This window comes from Thermus thermophilus (genome assembly GCF_019974155.1).
Classification (GTDB): Bacteria; Deinococcota; Deinococci; order Deinococcales; family Thermaceae; genus Thermus; species Thermus thermophilus_C.
Genome location: NZ_AP025158.1, coordinates 1,367,556 through 1,383,125, shown reverse-complemented (window position 1 = coordinate 1,383,125; position 15,570 = coordinate 1,367,556). Strand labels below are relative to the sequence as shown.

Annotated in this window: 16 protein-coding genes and 1 riboswitch; of the genes, 6 read left to right on the top strand and 10 right to left on the bottom strand. The window is 70.9% G+C overall.

Annotated elements, in window-relative coordinates; translation table 11 throughout:
* The first annotated feature begins 24 nt into the window (after nucleotides 1-24).
* From TthTMY_RS07425 to pdxT, 3 genes are all read left to right on the top strand, one after another.
* Complete coding sequence (locus tag TthTMY_RS07425) at nucleotides 25-2,082, top strand: heavy metal translocating P-type ATPase (RefSeq protein WP_223903140.1); 2,058 nt, start codon at nucleotides 25-27, stop codon at nucleotides 2,080-2,082.
* A gap of 70 nt (nucleotides 2,083-2,152) precedes the next feature.
* The gene (locus tag TthTMY_RS07420; RefSeq protein ID WP_229365137.1) at nucleotides 2,153-2,254 is read left to right on the top strand and encodes a hypothetical protein; all 102 of its coding nucleotides are present in this window, start codon (nucleotides 2,153-2,155) and stop codon (nucleotides 2,252-2,254) included.
* A gap of 7 nt (nucleotides 2,255-2,261) precedes the next feature.
* Complete coding sequence (gene pdxT / locus TthTMY_RS07415; protein WP_096410809.1) at nucleotides 2,262-2,837, top strand: pyridoxal 5'-phosphate synthase glutaminase subunit PdxT; 576 nt, start codon at nucleotides 2,262-2,264, stop codon at nucleotides 2,835-2,837.
* A 172-nt stretch (nucleotides 2,838-3,009) separates the two neighbouring features.
* On the opposite strand, the gene asnS is transcribed toward pdxT, so the two are convergent.
* The 5 genes from asnS to hisS form a co-directional block, all read right to left on the bottom strand.
* Nucleotides 3,010-4,326, bottom strand: coding sequence for an asparagine--tRNA ligase (gene asnS / locus TthTMY_RS07410; RefSeq protein WP_096410808.1), 1,317 nt, complete (start codon nucleotides 4,324-4,326; stop codon nucleotides 3,010-3,012).
* Between the two features lie 106 nt (nucleotides 4,327-4,432).
* A complete protein-coding gene (locus TthTMY_RS07405) occupies nucleotides 4,433-5,266 on the bottom strand; it encodes an HAD family hydrolase (protein WP_096410807.1) in 834 nt (277 codons plus the stop codon).
* A gap of 14 nt (nucleotides 5,267-5,280) precedes the next feature.
* The gene (locus TthTMY_RS07400; RefSeq protein WP_223903138.1) at nucleotides 5,281-6,174 is read right to left on the bottom strand and encodes a PhzF family phenazine biosynthesis protein; all 894 of its coding nucleotides are present in this window, start codon (nucleotides 6,172-6,174) and stop codon (nucleotides 5,281-5,283) included.
* The gene (gene aspS, locus TthTMY_RS07395) at nucleotides 6,171-7,913 is read right to left on the bottom strand and encodes an aspartate--tRNA ligase (RefSeq protein ID WP_096410806.1); all 1,743 of its coding nucleotides are present in this window, start codon (nucleotides 7,911-7,913) and stop codon (nucleotides 6,171-6,173) included. Before aspS ends, TthTMY_RS07400 begins: the two co-directional genes overlap by 4 nt.
* A 24-nt stretch (nucleotides 7,914-7,937) precedes the next feature.
* Complete coding sequence (gene hisS / locus TthTMY_RS07390) at nucleotides 7,938-9,203, bottom strand: histidine--tRNA ligase (protein WP_096410805.1); 1,266 nt, start codon at nucleotides 9,201-9,203, stop codon at nucleotides 7,938-7,940.
* A 44-nt stretch (nucleotides 9,204-9,247) separates the two neighbouring features.
* Between hisS and TthTMY_RS07385 the strand changes: the two genes are divergently transcribed.
* Nucleotides 9,248-9,565, top strand: coding sequence for a hypothetical protein (locus TthTMY_RS07385; protein ID WP_096410804.1), 318 nt, complete (start codon nucleotides 9,248-9,250; stop codon nucleotides 9,563-9,565).
* 453 nt (nucleotides 9,566-10,018) lie between these two features.
* Here TthTMY_RS07385 and TthTMY_RS07380 read toward each other — a convergent pair whose 3' ends face one another.
* From TthTMY_RS07380 to TthTMY_RS07360, 5 genes are all read right to left on the bottom strand, one after another.
* The gene (locus TthTMY_RS07380) at nucleotides 10,019-11,038 is read right to left on the bottom strand and encodes an ABC transporter ATP-binding protein (RefSeq protein WP_096410803.1); all 1,020 of its coding nucleotides are present in this window, start codon (nucleotides 11,036-11,038) and stop codon (nucleotides 10,019-10,021) included.
* Nucleotides 11,008-11,682: a molybdate ABC transporter permease subunit gene (gene modB / locus TthTMY_RS07375; protein WP_096412954.1), complete on the bottom strand. Its 675-nt coding sequence runs from the start codon at nucleotides 11,680-11,682 to the stop codon at nucleotides 11,008-11,010. Before modB ends, TthTMY_RS07380 begins: the two co-directional genes overlap by 31 nt.
* Complete coding sequence (modA, locus tag TthTMY_RS07370; RefSeq protein ID WP_096410802.1) at nucleotides 11,682-12,554, bottom strand: molybdate ABC transporter substrate-binding protein; 873 nt, start codon at nucleotides 12,552-12,554, stop codon at nucleotides 11,682-11,684. The genes modB and modA overlap by 1 nt, the downstream gene beginning before the upstream one ends.
* Nucleotides 12,545-12,669: riboswitch (molybdenum cofactor riboswitch) on the bottom strand. (Overlaps the previous gene by 10 nt.)
* Before the next feature lie 158 nt (nucleotides 12,670-12,827).
* The gene (locus tag TthTMY_RS07365) at nucleotides 12,828-13,445 is read right to left on the bottom strand and encodes a uracil-DNA glycosylase (protein ID WP_223903137.1); all 618 of its coding nucleotides are present in this window, start codon (nucleotides 13,443-13,445) and stop codon (nucleotides 12,828-12,830) included.
* Nucleotides 13,442-13,810, bottom strand: a complete 369-nt coding sequence (locus tag TthTMY_RS07360) for a hypothetical protein (protein WP_008632112.1) — start codon at nucleotides 13,808-13,810, stop codon at nucleotides 13,442-13,444. The genes TthTMY_RS07365 and TthTMY_RS07360 overlap by 4 nt, the downstream gene beginning before the upstream one ends.
* Before the next feature lie 79 nt (nucleotides 13,811-13,889).
* Between TthTMY_RS07360 and TthTMY_RS07355 the strand changes: the two genes are divergently transcribed.
* Nucleotides 13,890-14,954: a hypothetical protein gene (locus TthTMY_RS07355; protein ID WP_096410801.1), complete on the top strand. Its 1,065-nt coding sequence runs from the start codon at nucleotides 13,890-13,892 to the stop codon at nucleotides 14,952-14,954.
* Nucleotides 14,955-15,521, top strand: a complete 567-nt coding sequence (locus TthTMY_RS07350; RefSeq protein WP_096410800.1) for a hypothetical protein — start codon at nucleotides 14,955-14,957, stop codon at nucleotides 15,519-15,521. It begins immediately after the preceding gene.
* Nucleotides 15,522-15,570: the final 49 nt, after the last annotated feature.

Sequence of the window (15,570 nt, the reverse complement as noted above, 5' to 3'; positions counted from 1 at the left end):
CTCAAATGATGCTACCCTAGGGGCATGGAGGCTCCTAAGGTGCGCGTTTTCCGGGTGGAGGGCATGGACTGCGCCGATTGCGCCCGGAAGGTGGAAGATGCCCTGAACCGGGTCCCTGGGGTGGTCAAGGCGGAGGTGAGCTTCCAAAGCGGCAAGGCCTACCTCCAACTGGAGGTCCCCCAGGCGGAGGAGGAGGCCGCCCGGGCCCTTTCTGCTCTGGGGTACCGCCTCCGTCCGGAAGGGAAGGAGAAAGGGGGGTTACCTGGGCCCTGGCGCTGGGCTTTGGCCTCCGGTGGGCTTCTCCTGGGGGCCTTTGGGTTCTCCCAGCTCCTGCCCCAGCTGGGGGCCTTGGCCTACACCCTGGCGGCCTTGGTGGGGGTCTTCCCGCTCTTCCGGCGGGCCCTCCGCTCTTTCCGGCAGAACCCTTTTAGCATCCAGACCCTGGTGAGCGTGGCCACCCTGGGGGCTTTGGCCATCGGCGCCCAGGCGGAGGCGGCGGTGGTGGTCTTCTTGTTCCTGGTGGGGGAGGTGTTGGAGGCCTACGCTGTGGCCCAGGCCCGGGGGGCGCTTTTCGCCCTGGGGGAGCTTTTGCCCCGGCGGGTCTACCGCCTGGGGGCGATGGGGGTGGAGGAGGTGCCCCTCGAGGCCCTTCGGGTGGGGGACCGGGTGCGGGTACCCCCCGGGGAGCGGGTACCCGCCGACGGCCGGGTGCTCCAGGGGGAGGCCTTGGTGGAGGAAAGCGCCTTCACCGGGGAGCCTCTGCCCCAGGCCAAGGGCCCGGGGGACCGGGTCCTGGGGGGCAGCCTGGTGGCCGAGGGCAGCCTGGTGCTCCAGGTGGAGCGCCACCCCAAGGCAGGCTTCCTGGCGGAGATGGAGCGCATGGCGGAGGAGGCCTTGCTTAAAAAAAGCCAGGCGGAGCGGGTGGTGGACGCCTTCAGCCGCCGCTACACCCCCGCCGTCCTCCTCTTGGCGGGCTTTGTGGCCTTGGTGCTTCCCCTTTTTCAGGGGGATTTCCTGGGCCACCTCTACAAGGCCTTGGCCCTCCTCCTCATCGCCTGCCCCTGCGCCCTGGTGGTGTCGGTGCCCGCGGCCATCGCCGCCGGGGTGGCCCGGGGTGCCCGGGCAGGGGTGCTCTTCAAAAGCGGAGCGGCGCTGGAGGCCCTCGGGCGGGTGCGGAACCTGGCCCTGGACAAGACGGGTACCCTAACCCTCGGCCGGCCCCGGCTGGTGCGGGTGGTGCCCCTTGGGATAGGTGAGGAGGAGGCCTTGGCCCTGGCCAAGGCGGTGGCCGAGGGGTCGAGCCATCCCCTGGCCCGGGCGGTGCGGGAGGCCGCGCCGGAGGTGGGGGCACCCTTGGCCGAAGGACACCGGACGGAGCCCGGCTTGGGTGCCTTCGCCTGGGTGGAGGGGAGGGAGGTGGGGCTCGTGCGCCCCGAGGCGGTGCCCCTCCCCAAGGAGGTGGCGGAGGTGGTGCGGGAGCTGGCCCAAGAAGGCCATAGCCTTTCCCTCCTGGTGGAAGGGACGAGGGCCTTGGCCGTTTTTGCCTTCCAAGACACGCCTAAGGAAGAGGCCCAGGCGGCCTTACGGGCGCTGCGCGCCCTGGGCCTAAGGCTTCACCTCCTCACGGGGGATCGGGAGGAGGCGGCTTTGGCCCTGGGCAAGGCCCTAGGGCTAAAGCCTGAAGAGATTAGGGCAGGGCTTTCCCCCTTGGACAAGCTTCGGGCGGTGGAGGCGTTGGCCCAGGAAGGCGGGGTGGCCATGGTGGGGGATGGGGTGAACGACGCCCCCGCCCTGGCCCGGGCCACCGTGGGCCTGGCGGTGGTGGAGGGGACGGAGGCGGCCTTGCGGGCGGCGGATGTGGGCCTGTTGGGACTGGCCGCCCTGCCTCGAGCCTTCCGCTTAAGCCGCATGACCCTGGCCGTGGTGCGGCAAAACATCGCCCTGGCGGTGGGCCTTAAGGGGGTTTTCCTCCTGAGCACCCTCCTGGGGCTTACGGGGCTTTGGCCCGCCGTCTTGGCCGACAACGGGGCCCTGTTCCTGGTGACCCTGAATAGCCTCAGGCTCCTCTGGGCACGGGTGTAGGGGGTGGCCCGATCTGGCCTTTGGCTTCACCATGGCCCTCTTTATCGCCGGCTTGGCCTTTTCTGGAGAGATGCTGGACCAGGCCAAGGTGGGGGTCCTTGGGGCCTCCTTGGTGGCCGGGGCCCTGGGCTTCTTCCTGGTGCGCACGGCGCTTGACAGGCCCACCGCCTAGGGCCAGGATGAGGGGCGTGGTTGGCGTTTTGGCCCTACAAGGCGATTTCCGCGAGCACAAGGAGGCCCTCAGGCGGCTTGGGGTGGAGGCCAAGGAGGTGCGCAAGCCCGAGCACTTAGAGGGCCTAAAAGCCCTCATCGTGCCTGGGGGCGAGTCCACCACCATCGGCAAGCTGGCCCGGGAGTATGGCCTCGAGGAGGCCGTGCGGCAACGGGTGGCGGAGGGGAGCCTGGCGGTTTTTGGCACCTGCGCCGGGGCCATCTGGCTCGCCCGGGAGATCCTAGGCTACCCCGAGCAACCCCGCCTCGGGGTCTTGGACGCCGCCGTGGAGCGGAACGCCTTCGGGCGGCAGGTGGAAAGCTTTGAGGAGGACCTGGAGGTGGAGGGCCTCGGCCCCTTCCACGGCGTCTTCATCCGCGCCCCCGTCTTCCGCAGGCTGGGGGAAGGGGTGGAGGTCCTGGCCAGGCTTGGGGACCTCCCCGTCCTGGTGCGCCAGGGGAAGATCCTCGCCAGCAGCTTCCACCCCGAGCTCACGGAGGACCCCCGCCTCCACCGCTACTTCCTGGAGCTCGCCGGGGTTTGATACCACCCCATGCTGGCTTGCGCCAGCATGGGGGCCCCGGCAAAAGGCTCCTAGGGGACTTCCCCGGGTCAGCCAAGCGAAGGAAACAGGGAGAAGGGGTGTGAGTACCCCACCGCGGCGAAGGCCGCGGTGGGGGCCCCAAAAGGGACTTCCCAAGCCTGAAAGCGTGGGCTTAGGGGCGCATCCTGGTGTACATCCTCGGGAAGGGGATGGCCTCCCGCACGTGGGAAAGCCCGCAGATCCAGGCCACGGTGCGCTCCAGGCCCAGGCCGAACCCCGAGTGGGGGACGCTCCCGAAGCGGCGGAGGTCCAGGTACCACTCGTAGACCTCCTCCGGGAGGCCGAACTCCCGGATTTTGCGCCTTAGGAGCTCCAGGTCGTGGATCCTCTGGCTTCCCCCGATGATCTCCCCGTAGCCCTCGGGGGCGAGGAGGTCGTCGTTGAGGACAAGCTCGGGGTCTGAGGGGTCCGGCTCCATGTAGAAGGCCTTGATGCGGGCGGGGTAGCGCTCCACGAAGACGGGGCGGTCAAACCGGCGGCTTAGGGCGGCCTCGTGGGGGGCCCCGAAGTCCTCCCCGTAGGGGAGGGGAGGGACCTCGGGGTCCTCTTGGGCGATCTGGTTTACCAGGGCCACGGCCTCCTTGTAGGTGAGCCTGGGGTAGTGGCCCTCCGCGGCGGGCTCCAGGGCCTTGGGGTCCCGCCCGAGCATCTCAAGCTCCTTGGCGCGCCTTTCCAGCACCCTGGCCACGAGGAAGCGCACGAGCTCCTCCTGGAGGGCCATGTTCTCCTCGTGGGTCATGAAGGCCACCTCGGGCTCCACCATCCAGAACTCCAGGAGGTGGCGCCGCGTTTTGGAGCGCTCCGCCCGGAAGGTGGGGCCGAAGGTGTAGACCTTGGCGAAGGCCAGGGCCCCGGCCTCGGCGTAAAGCTGCCCCGACTGGGAGAGGTAGGCCTTCTCCCCGTCAAAGAGCTCCACCTCAAAGAGCTCCGTGGTCCCCTCCACGGCGCTTGGGGTGAGGATGGGGGCGTCAAAGCGGAGGAAGCCCCGCTCTCCGAAGAACTCGTGGATGGCCCTTTCCAGCTCGTCCCGGATGCGCATCACGGCGAAGGGGCGGCGGTGGCGGAGCCAGAGGTGGCGGTGGTCCATGAGGAAGTCTATGCCGTGCTCCTTGGGGCCGATGGGGTACTCCCCCTGGGGCCGGCTCACCACCTGAAGGTCCCGCACGGCGAGCTCAAACCCCCCCGGGGCCCTCCTGTCCTCCCGCACCCGGCCCCACACCCTTAGGGCGGTCTCCTGGGGGAGGTGGTCCGCTTCCCGGAAGACCTCTTCCGGCACCTCCCCCTGGACCACCGTGGCCTGGAGGAAGCCGGTGCCGTCCCGGAGGATGAGGAAGTGGATCTTGCCCTTGGAGCGCCTCTGGTAGAGCCAGCCCCTGAGCTCCACCTCCTCGTCCACGTGGCGGGCGATCTCGTCAATGAAGACCCGCATACCCCTCCCAGTCTACGCGTTTACCGGGCGTTCATCCCCTTGGGCCGTCCTTCGGCCCCCGGGTGGGTGGAGGCCGTGGGGGTTTGGGAGGGCCGGGCGGTGGGGCTTACCGTGAGGGCCTTTCCTCCCCCCTGAGGAGGCGGAGGGCCTCGGCCAGGCCGCAGGCCTCCACGGGGGCGACCACCCTTTGGGCTGCCCGCTTCACCGAGGGGGGGGCGTTCCCCATGGCGAGGCCCACCCCCACGGCCCGGAGGAGCTCCAGGTCGTTCTCCCCGTCTCCCACCATGGCGCACTCCGACAGGGAGAGGCCGTAGGCCTCGGCCACAAGCCGGGCGGCGCTGAGCTTGCTCACGCCCTTCTTGGTGAGGGAGACGAAGCGGACCCCCGGCATCTTGGGGCTTTCCGCCACGTGGGCCTGAAGCCCTTGGGGAAGGCCTTCCAGAAGCGCCCCCAGGGGGGCTTCGGGCCCCGCCAGCACCTGGAGGCGCACCAGGGGGGAGGGCAGGCGGAGGAGGTCGGCCCCTTCCGCCTCCACCCCGAGGAGGCGCTGGTGGGCCTCGAGGAGGGGGCTATCCCCTTCCACGAAGAAGCCCCCGTCCGCCGTGTAGCCCTCGAGGGGAAGGGCGAGCCTGCGGGCGAGTCGGACGGCCTCCCGGGCCGCCTCCTCCGGCAGGGCCTCCACGTGGAAGGGCCTTGCAGGGGGCTCGTGGGGGTCCTCTTCCAGGGCCAGGACCACGGCCCCCGACTCGTAAACGTGGAGGCCCGTGGGGGCGAGCCTCCGGGCGAGGAGGAGGGCCTCCCCCCGGCCGGGCCGGCCCGTGACCAGGGCGAAGCGGACCCCCAGGGCCTTCAGGGCCTCCACCTCGGGCCAGACGCAAGGGGGCACCCCCTCCCGGCCCACCAGGGTGCCGTCCACGTCTACGAAGACCAGGCGGACCATGGGCTTTCCCGCGCTCAAACCTCCCCCGTCTGGACGATCACCGCCTCGCCCCCGATCTGGACGCTGTAGGGCTCGCCCGTGGGGCTGTACTCCACCTGGACCTCCACCACCCCGGGGTTGCCCAGGTGGTGCCCCTGGTAGACGGTGAGGAGGACCTTTCCCTCCCGCCTCGGCACCACCCCGGCCCGGGCGAGGAGGGCCCCCAGGGCGGCGTTGGCGGAGCCCGTGACCGGGTCCTCGGGGATGCCGAGGAGGGGGGCGAAGTCCCGGGCGTAGAAGCTCCTCGGGCCCATGGGGGCGTAGGCGTGGACCGTGGCCACGTCCAGCCGGAAGCAGAGCGCCTTGAGCCGTTCCATTTCCGGCTCCAGGGCGTCCACCACCCCCGGGGCGATGAGGGGCACGAAGAGGCTCCAAAGCCCGGTGAAGGCCACCCCGTAGGGGAGGCCCCGGTGGAGGTAGCGCTCGTCGGAGCCTAAGGCCTCGAGGACCTCCCTCAGGGCCCGGTAGGGGGGAAGGTCCCGGAACCTGGGGGCGGGGCCCCGGACCCAGGCCTTGCGGGGCTCCCCCGCCTCCACCACGAGCTCCACGGGCAGCACCTCCGTGGGCGTGTGGAGGTATAGGCGCGTCGTCCCTTCCGGCACCAGGCCGGTGCGGGCCGCGGTGAGGCCCACGGCCACGGCGGCGTGCCCGGAGAACTCCACCTCCCCCCCCGGGGCGAAGAAGCGGACGGAGAGGGCTGTGCCGGTGCGCTCCAGGAGGAAGGCGGCCTCGGCCGCCCCCAGGTTTTGGGCCACCGCCCGCATCTCCTCCGGGGACATCCCCCGGGCGTCCAGGACCACGGCCACCCGGTTGCCCGCCCCGGGAGTGGGGGCAAAGACGTCCACCAGGGCGTAGGGGATCCGCTTCATGGCCGGACCACCATAAGGCCGAGCTCCCTAAGCTGCTCCTCGGGCACGGGGCTCGGGGCGCCGGTCAGGGGGTCCTTGCCCTCCTTGTTCTTGGGGAAGGCGATGACCTCGCGGATGGAAGAGCTTCCCGTCATGAGGGCGAGGAGGCGGTCCAGCCCCCAGGCGATCCCCCCGTGGGGCGGGGCCCCGTACTCCAGGGCCTCGAGGAAGAACCCGAACTTCTCCCTTTGCTCCTCCTCGCCGATGCCCAGAAGCCGGAAGACCCGGGCCTGGAGCCTGGGGTCGTGGATGCGGATGGACCCCCCGCCCACCTCCACCCCGTTGAGGACGAGGTCGTAGGCCAAGGCCCGCACCCTCCCGGGGTCTTCCTCCAGGAGGGGCAGGTCCTCGGGGTGGGGGCTCGTGAAGGGGTGGTGCATGTAGGTCCACCCCCCCCTCTCCTCGTCCCACTCCAAAAGGGGAAAGTCCACCACCCAGAGGAAGCGGAAGCCTTCCCGCTTGAGGCCCAAAAGGTCCGCCGCCCTAAGCCGCACCGCCCCCAAAGCCGTGGCCGCCACCTTGCGGGGCCCGGCCACGAAGAGGAGGGTGTCCCCGGGCCTGGCCTCCGTGGCTTGGAGCAAAGCTTCCCGCATGGGTTCTAAAAACTTGGCCACACCCCCGGAAACCCCCCCCTCCTCCACCCGGGCCCAGGCGAGGCCCTGGGCCTTGTGGCGCTTGGCCACCTCCTCCAGCTCGGCGATCTCCTTGCGGGAGAGGGCCTTGGGGAGGGCAAGGGCCTTCACGCTTTCCGCCTCCCGGAAGACCCGAAACCCGCTCTCCCGGAAGAGGGGGCCCACCTCCTTGAGCTCCAGGCCGAAGCGGAGGTCGGGCTTGTCGGAGCCGTAGCGCTCCATGGCCTCCTCGTAGGAAAGCCTGGGGAAGGGGAGGGGAAGCTCCACCCCCAAGGCTTCGCGGAAGACGTGGGCCATGAGGCGCTCGTTGAGCTCCAGGACGTCTTCCACCTCCACGAAGCTCATCTCCAGGTCCAGCTGGGTGAAGTCGGGTTGGCGGTCGGCGCGGAGGTCCTCGTCGCGGAAGCAGCGGGCGATCTGGAAGTAGCGGTCTAGCCCCGCCACCATCAGCATCTGCTTGAAGAGCTGGGGGGACTGGGGCAGGGCGTAGAAGAGGCCGGGCTCGTGGCGGTAGGGCACCAGGAAGTCCCGGGCCCCTTCCGGGGTGCTTTTGGTGAGAAAGGGGGTCTCCACCTGGACGAAGCCCTCCCGGTCCAGGAAGTCCCAGATGGCCTTGATGACCCGGTGGCGTAGGCGCAGGTTCTCCTGCATGCGCCGCCTTCTTAGGTCCAGGTAGCGGTACTTGAGGCGGAGCTCCTCACTTGCCTCCTTCTCCTCCTCCCCCCGCCAACCCGCGTCCACGGGGAAGGGGGGCGTTTTGGCCTCGGCGAGGACCTCGAGGGAAGAGAGCTCCACCTCCACCCGCCCCGTGGCGAGGCGGGGGTTGGGCTCGGGGCGGAGGCGCACGAGGCCCTTGGCCCGCACCACCCACTCGGGGCGCACCCGTTCGGCGGCGGCGTAGGCGGGGCTATTGGGGTGGGCCACGAGCTGGACCAGGCCCTCCCGGTCCCTGAGGTCCAGGAAGATGAGACCGCCGAGGTCGCGGCGGCGGTTCACCCAGCCTTCCAGGACCACCTCCTCGCCCACGTGGGTTTCCCTCAGGCTTCCGGCGTAGTGGGTGCGACGCATAATCCTCCCAAGCTTACCGGATTCTCACCCGAGGGTCTGGAGGAGGTAGCCCGGCGCCTCCTCCCGGCTTAAGCGCACCTGCTCCCCGGTGGCGAGCCTCTTCAGGGTCACCTCCCCCGCCCGGAGCTCGTCCTCTCCCAGGAAGCCCGCGAAGGCCGCCCCCCGCTTCAGGGCTTCCTCCAGGCCCTTGGCCGGCTTCCTGGGGGCGAGGGCGTACTCGGCCCGAAGGCGGGGCCTCAGGGCCTCGGCCAGGTAGAAGGCCTCCTCCACCGCTTCCTCCGTGAGGGGGATGAGGTAGAGGTCGGGGCCCTTCTCCTCGGGGAGGCCGAAGCCCTCGGCCTCGAGGGCCAGGGCCACCCGCTCCACCCCGAAGGCGAACCCCACCCCGGGAACCCTGGGCCCCCCCAGGAGCTCGGAAAGCCCGTCGTACCGCCCCCCGCCTCCCAGGGCGGACTGGGCCCCGATCTCCTCGTGGTGCACCTCAAAGGCGGTGCGCACGTAGTAGTCCAGCCCCCGCACCAAGGCGGGCTCCAGCTCGTAGGGAACGGAAAGCCTTTCCAGGTGGCGCTCCACCTTGTGCAGGTGGGCCCGGGCCTCCTCCCCCAGGAAGTCCAGCATGGGCCTCACCCCGAGCTCCTTGAGGAGGGCCTGGTCCCTCTCGCTCTTGGAGTCCAGGATGCGCATGGGGTTGAGCTCCAAGCGCTCCTTGGAGTCCTCGGAGAGGGCCTCCCGGTGGGGGGAGAGGACCTCCCGCAGGTAGGCGTTGTAGCGCGCCCGGTCCTCGGGGTCCCCCACGGAGGAGAGCTTGACCTTGAGGCGCCTGAGGCCGAGCTCCTTGAGGCACTCGTAGAGGAGGACCACGGCCTCGGCGTCCAGGATGGGGCTTTCCGAGCCCAGGGCCTCGTAGTTCACCTGGTGGAACTGGCGGTACCGTCCCTTTTGGGGCCTTTCTGCCCGGAACATGGGCCCCGCCATCCAAAGCCTCACGGGCTGGGGCCAGACCTTCATCCCGTGCTCCAGGTAGGCCCGGACCATGGCGGCCGTGCCCTCGGGGCGCAGGGTGAGGGAGCGCCCGCCCCGGTCCTGGAAGGTGAACATCTCCTTGCGCACGATGTCCGTGGCCGCCCCCACGCCCTTCTCAAAGACCTGGGTTTCCTCAAAGATGGGGGTGACGAGCTCCAGGGCCCCCGCCGCCTCCAAGACCTTGCGGGCGGTGGCCACGATGCGCTGGTGCATCCTGAGCTCCTTGCCGAAAAGATCCTTGGTGCCCCGCACGGCCCGAGCGGTCATACCCTTCCACTTTACGGGAAAGGGAGCCCTGGTATCCTGAGGCCGTGCTGGGGCGGAAGAGGCTCGGGCTCCTCGCCCTTTACGTCCTCCTCACCCTGGTGGCCTCCACCGGGGTGGCCCTCCAGCTTTACCTCATGGAGCGGCAGAACCCCGCCCTCCAGGCGGACTGCCGCGCCCCGGGAGAGGAGGTGCACCACAGCCTCCTCTGCGGCCTCCAGCTCGCCCCGGGCCTCCCCCCTGTGGACCCGCCCGCCCCGCCGGGGCCCATGGCCTTCCTTAAGGTCCGGCCGGAGGCCCGGGCGGGCTTTCCCCCACCTTTCCCGCTTCCCAGCCCCCCACGCGCCCCGCCCTTCCTCGCCTGAGGCCAGGACGAAGGGCTTTTGGCCTTGGACGAAAGGAGGTGCGCGGTGCGCGTGGTGGTGTGGACGGACGATCTTTCCCTTTACGCCCGGCTCGCCCCGGCGCTTTGGGCGGCGGGCGTGGCGGTGTCCTGGCGCGAGGGGGAGGGGCTCACTCTGGCCGACCTCGCCCACCTGGAACGGGGGGAGGTCCTCTTCTGGCCCACCCCGGGGGGCCTGCGGGTCTACGACCCCAGGCGGCGGGCCTTCCTCACCCGCAAGGACGACCCCAAGACCCTGGCCGAGGGGCTTCGCGGACGGCTCGGCCTGCGGCTCACCGGGCGGGAGGCCGAGGTCCTGGAGGCCCTCGGTCGGGGGGTGGAGCCCAGGCCTTCCGCCTTGGGCCGGGCCCTGGGCCTCGCCCCCTGGCAGGCCCGCTTCGCCCTCCGGGGGCTTGGCCGGAAGTTCGGCCTGAACCTAGAAGCCCTCCTCCGCCTCGCCCGGCATCAGGTGCAGGTAGCGGGGCTTCAGGACCACCTTGATCCGCCTCCCGGGCGCGAGGTGGAGCCTGGCCTGCACGTGCCGGGGGAGGAGGAGGGTGAGGGCGAGGGGGCCCTGGAAGCGCCCCCGGTAGGCCAGGCCCTGGGGGTAGAGGCTTTCCAGTAGGCCTTCCAGGACGTTTTCCGGGGGTGGGGGGCGGTCCTCCCGCACCACGATGACCTCGGCCGCCCGCACCCCCACGTAGACCCGTCCTCCCGGCCGGGCCCAGGGGGGGAGGGGAAGGTGGAGGCGGACGCCTTCCGCCTCCACCCCGCCCTCCACCACCCGGGCGGGGAAGAGGTTCTCAAAGCCCAGAAGCCGCGCCGCGCTCGCCGTGCGCGGGGCGGCGAGGACCTCCTCCGGGGGGCCTTCCTGGAGGATCCGGCCCCCCTCGAGGACCACGAGCCAGTCGGCCAGGCCCGCGAGCTCCGGGTCGTGGCTCACCGCCAGGGTGGGCAGGCCCTCCCGGCGGATGAGGGCGGCGAGCTCCGCCAGGACCTGGTGCTTGGTCAGGGGGTCCAGGGCGCTCGTGGGCTCGTCCAGGAGGAGGAGTTCGGGCTTTCGCGCCAGGGCCCGGGCCAGGGCCACCCGCTGCCGCTGCCCCCCGGAAAGCTCCCCCGGCCGCTTGTGGGCCTCTTCCAAAAGGCCCACCCGCGCGAGGAGGGCGAGGGCCCTCGCTTTGCGGTCCCTGCCCTTGAGGGGGAAGGCCACGTTCTCCCAGGCGGTCATGTGGGGGAAGAGGGCGAGGTCCTGGGGCAGGTAGCCCACGGGGCGCCTTTCCGGGGGAAGGCCGCCGAAGGGGGTGCCCTCTGCGGGGAGGAGGCCCGCCAGGGCCTTGAGGAGGCTGGTCTTGCCCGCCCCGCTTCGCCCTAGGAGCACGGTGAAGCCCCGCACCCGGAAGCGGGCCTCGAGGCGAACGGGCCGGTTCAGCCGGTAGTGGACCTCCAGGAGCGCCACCTCCCTTCCAGGGTCCGCACCAGGGCGAGGAGGAAGAGGCTTAGGCCGAGGAGGACCAGGCTCGCCTGGGCCGCCTCGGCGAAGCGCAGCGCCTGGACCAGGTCGTAGAGGTAGATGCTCACCATCTGGGTCTTCCCCGGGATGGAGCCCCCCACCATCAGGACCACCCCGAACTCCCCCAGGGTGTGGGCGAAGGCGAGGAGGGTGCCGGAGAGGAGGCCGGGCCAGACCAGGGGGAGGACCACCCGGGCGAGGATCCGGTAACGGGGGACCCCCAGGGTGCGGGCCACCTCCAGGAGGTTCGGGTCCAGGGCCAGGAAGGCCTCCCGGTAGGCGTTGAGGGCAAAGGGGAGGCTGAAGAGGACGCTGGCGAGGACCAGGCCCTCAAAGCGGAAGGCCCAGGACACGCCGAAAAGCCTCGCCCACGGTCCCTCGGGCCCCAGGAAGAGGAGGAGGTAGAACCCCAGGACCGTGGGGGGGAGGACCAGGGGGAGGAGGAAGACCGCTTCCAGCAAGGCCTTCCCCGGGAAGCGGCGGAAGGCGAGGAGCCAGGCGAGGGGCGCGCCCGCGAGGAGGAGGATCCCCGAGGCCAGGGCGGCCACCCGGAGGGAGAGGAAGAGGGCGTCCCAGAAGAGGGGGTCCATCATTCCCCGGGAAGGAGGAAGCCGTAGCGCCGGAAGACGGCCCGGGCCTCGGGGCTTCCCACGTAGGCGTAAAAGGCCAGGACCTCAGGGCGGCCGCGCCCCTTGAGGACGAGGTAGTCCTGCTCCAGGGGGAGGTGGCTCCCGAGGGGGGCGAGCCAGTACGCTCCCGCCCCGGAGAGGCTTTCGTGGACCGCCAGGGAGAGGGCGAGGAGGCCCACCCGGGTGGCGGCGAGGGCGAGCTGGGCCGTCTGGGAGATGTTCTCCCCGTAGACGAAGGCGAAGCGGGGCTTCCCTTGGCGCAAGGGCGCGGCGTCCCAGTAGGCCTCCACCCCTCCCGTGAGCCTTTCCCAGGGGATCTCCTCCCAGGAGAGGAGGGGGAAGGGCTTGGCCAGGCCGGGGAGGGGGACGTCCTTGCGCCGCAAAAGCCCCAGGTGCTCCAGGAGGGTGACGGCGGCCCGGCCGTAGGGGGCGTGCACGGGGTTGGCGAGGGCGAGCTGGGTCACCCTCGGGTCCTTCAGGGCCTCGGGGCCGGGCTTGAGGCCGAGCTTCCGGTCCACCCAGAGGACCACCCGCCCGAGGGCGTAGGGCCTCCGCGTGCCGGGCTCGGCGAGGCCTTTCCGCTCCAAAAGCTCGGGGTAGACCTTGTCGGCGGAGAAGAAGAGGTCGGCCTCGAGGCCCTGGGTGAGCTGGGCGTAGAGCTTGCCGGAGGAGCCGAAGACGAGCTCCACCCTCACCCCGGGGTTTTTCCCTTCAAAGGCCCGGGCGACCTCGGGGAGGGCGTACTGGAGGTCCGAGGCCGCCACCACCCGCACCACCTTCTGGGCGAAACCGGGGAGGAAGAGGAGAAGAAGGGCCACCAAGCGTCTTCCCATGCGCACCTCCTTTGCGACCGCGGCAGGCGGCGGGGTTGCCCCCGCCACCCCGGGGCCCGTGGGCCCGGCCCGGAAGGCCCAGGGGGTCTACCCGGGCTCGGAGGCAAGGCCATCTTACTAAGTACCCCACCGCGGCGAAAGCCGCGGTGGGGGCCCCAAAAGGACCTTCCCAAGCCTTATTTCGGGCGACCCATGTTGCGAAATCAACGTGCAGCCACTTAGGACCTCCCGTGGGCGGGAGGCTTGGGCGTCCCGCGTTGCGCGACCCAGCCCTTAGAAGAGGGGCTCCTGGCTCACCGCCTTTACCGGGCGCCTTTCCTTGGGAGGGAGGGCGTCCAGGGCCCGCTTGACCTCTTGGATGTCCAGCCAGGTGAGGTGCTTGGGGCTTCCCGGGGCCCGGCTCGGGTTCCTGAGGAGGTAGGCGGGGTGGAACATGGGGAAGACCTTGATCCCGTGCCACTCGTACCACTTCCCCCGCACCTTGGTGATGGAGACCTTCTCCCCCAGGAAGAACTCGGCGGCCACCGCCCCCAAGGGGACGATGATCTGGGGGGCGATGAGCTCAATCTGCTTGAGGAGCCACTTGTCCGTGCAGATCTTGGCCTCGTCGGGAAGGGGGGCGCGGTTTTGCGGGGGGCGGCACTTGACGATGTTGGTGATGTAGACCTCCTCCCTGGAAATCCCCGCCGCCTCCAGGATGCGGTTTAGCAGCTGCCCCGCCTTGCCCACGAAGGGGCGGCCCGTCTTGTCCTCCTCCTCCCCGGGGCCTTCCCCCACGATCATGAGCTTTGCGTCCGGGTTTCCCTCCCCGAAGACCACCCGGGTTCGGCCCTCCGCCAGGCGGCAGGCGGTGCAGTTTTGCGCCTGGGCCTGAAGGAGTTCCAGGGTCATTGCAAGGGCTTGCGGGCCTTGCGGGCTTCGCGGCGGACCTTGGGGTCCAGGCCGATCATCAGGAAGAAGTTCTCCAGGGCGTTTTCCTGGCCCTTGATCTCGGGGTACTGGTCCTCGGGCGTCCCGGTGACGAAGGGCAGGGAGCGGTAGAGTTCCAAAGCGTAGGCCACGGCGGCCTCCGGGCCCTCGCGCTCCGCCACCTCGGCCAGCTTGGCGTAGACCTCGCGCCGGGCCTCGGCGTGGCGGCGGAAGACCTCGGGGTTGGGAGTTTCCGGCGCCCGCAACACGTCCTGTTTGGCGATGCGGCGGTAGTGCTTGAGCCCGCGAACGATCTCTTCCGTGGTGAGCGTCACCTTGAACTCCATGCCCCCTCCTTTCGGGTCCTGGGACCCGGCCTTGCCCCGATTATAAATCCCTTCATGGGGGGTGCGTATACTTGGAGGGATGGAGCTTCTCGGGTCCTACTGGCTAAGGCGGGCCTTGGCCCGCCTCGCCTCCATGACCGTTTACGAGGGCCAGGACACCCGGACCGGGATGCCGGTGATGGTCCTCGCGGGGGCGAAGGGCGAGCCCGTGGAGGCGGAGGGGAGCCTCAAGGTCCTGGACCGCCTCGAGGACGCCCTCGTCCTGGAATGGCCCCTGGGGGCCGTTCCCTTGAGCCAGTACGCGGGCGTGGCGGACCCCGACCGCCTCGCCCACTGGGTGCGGGAGATCGCCAAGCGCCTCGCCGCGCTTGAGGCCCAGGGCATCCGCTACGCCCCCCGGGCCGAGCTCGTCCTGGTGAAGGGGCGGAGCGTCTGGCTCGTGGGGCCGGGGCTCGAGGCCCTTACGGGGGAGGCCCCTTCCGCCCTCTTGGAGCTTGCCCGCCTCCTCGCCGGCCCCAGGTGGGAGGAGTTCCCCTTGCGGGACGTCCTCGCGCGCCTCGCGCGGGGGGAGGTGGGGCTGGAGGCCCTCTGGGAGCCTCCACCGGAGGAGGCTTCCGCTCCCGAGGCGGCCAAGGAGAAGGAGGCCGAGGCCAGGCGGCTTCCCGTGGAGGTGGGGGCGGCGGAGGCCTCCGCGCCCGCTTCCCCCGGGCCGCCCCTGGAGGAGCCCACGCCGAGCCGCCCCCGGGTCATCCGCATTGAGGAGCCCGAAGACCCGCCCTTTCCCGTGGTGGAGCCCCGGCCCTCGAGGGGAGGGCGGCGGGCGGTGGGCCCCGTCCTCTTCCTCCTTTTGCTCCTGGGGGTGGCCGGGGCCTACATGGGCCTCCTCCGGCCCCAGGGAGGGGCGGCGCGGGACTACCCCATGGAGTTCCGCACCGACCCCCCCACGGAGAAGGCCCTGGTCTACGTCCTGGAGGCCCCCGAGGGGGCGGGGCTTGAGCCCGGGAGCCTCCTCCTCGAGGCCCCGGGGCGGGTGCGCTTCCCCGTCCCCGGGGTGTATCGGCTCCGCATCCAAGTGCCGGGGCGGGAGCCCGTGGACTACCTCCTGGAGGTGCCAAGCCCGCCCCTCACCATCAAGGTGCGCTAGATGAAGGAGGTCTACCGCTACGCCTACCACTATGCCGGCCGGCCCGTGGGGGAGGGCCGCCTCGAGGTGGAGCGGCGCAAAGGGGGGGTGCGGGCCACCCTACAGGCCGAGTTCCTCCCCCCCTTGCCCCCCGGGCGCCAGCGCTGGCAGACGGAGTTGGACGCGGAGGGCTTCTCCCTCCGCTTCCAGGAGCGGGTGGAGGGGAAGGAGGTCCGCGTCTTCGCCGTGGAGCGCCTGGAGGAGGAGGGCGTGGTCCTGGTGAGCCAGGGGAAGGAGAGCCTGGCCTACCCCTACCTCGCCCCCTACCACGACCCCCTCTCCCTCTTCCTTGCCCTCCCGGGCCTCGTCCTCGAGCCCGGGGAGGTGGTCCGCTTCCCCATGCCCGGGGGCCGGGTCTACGTGGAGCGCCTCCCCGACGTGGAGGTGGAGGGGAAGGCGCGGCGGCAGTACCGCCTGCGCCCCGGCCTCTCCCTGGCCCAGGTGGAGGGAGGGCGCCTGGTGCGCGTGGCCCAGCAGGTGGGCCGGCACGTCTTTGAGGCGGTCCTCCTGGAGGCGGAAGGCCCCTGATGCCGCCCCGTACGGGCACGAGGCCGCCTTTCGCGCTGGTATAGTGGGG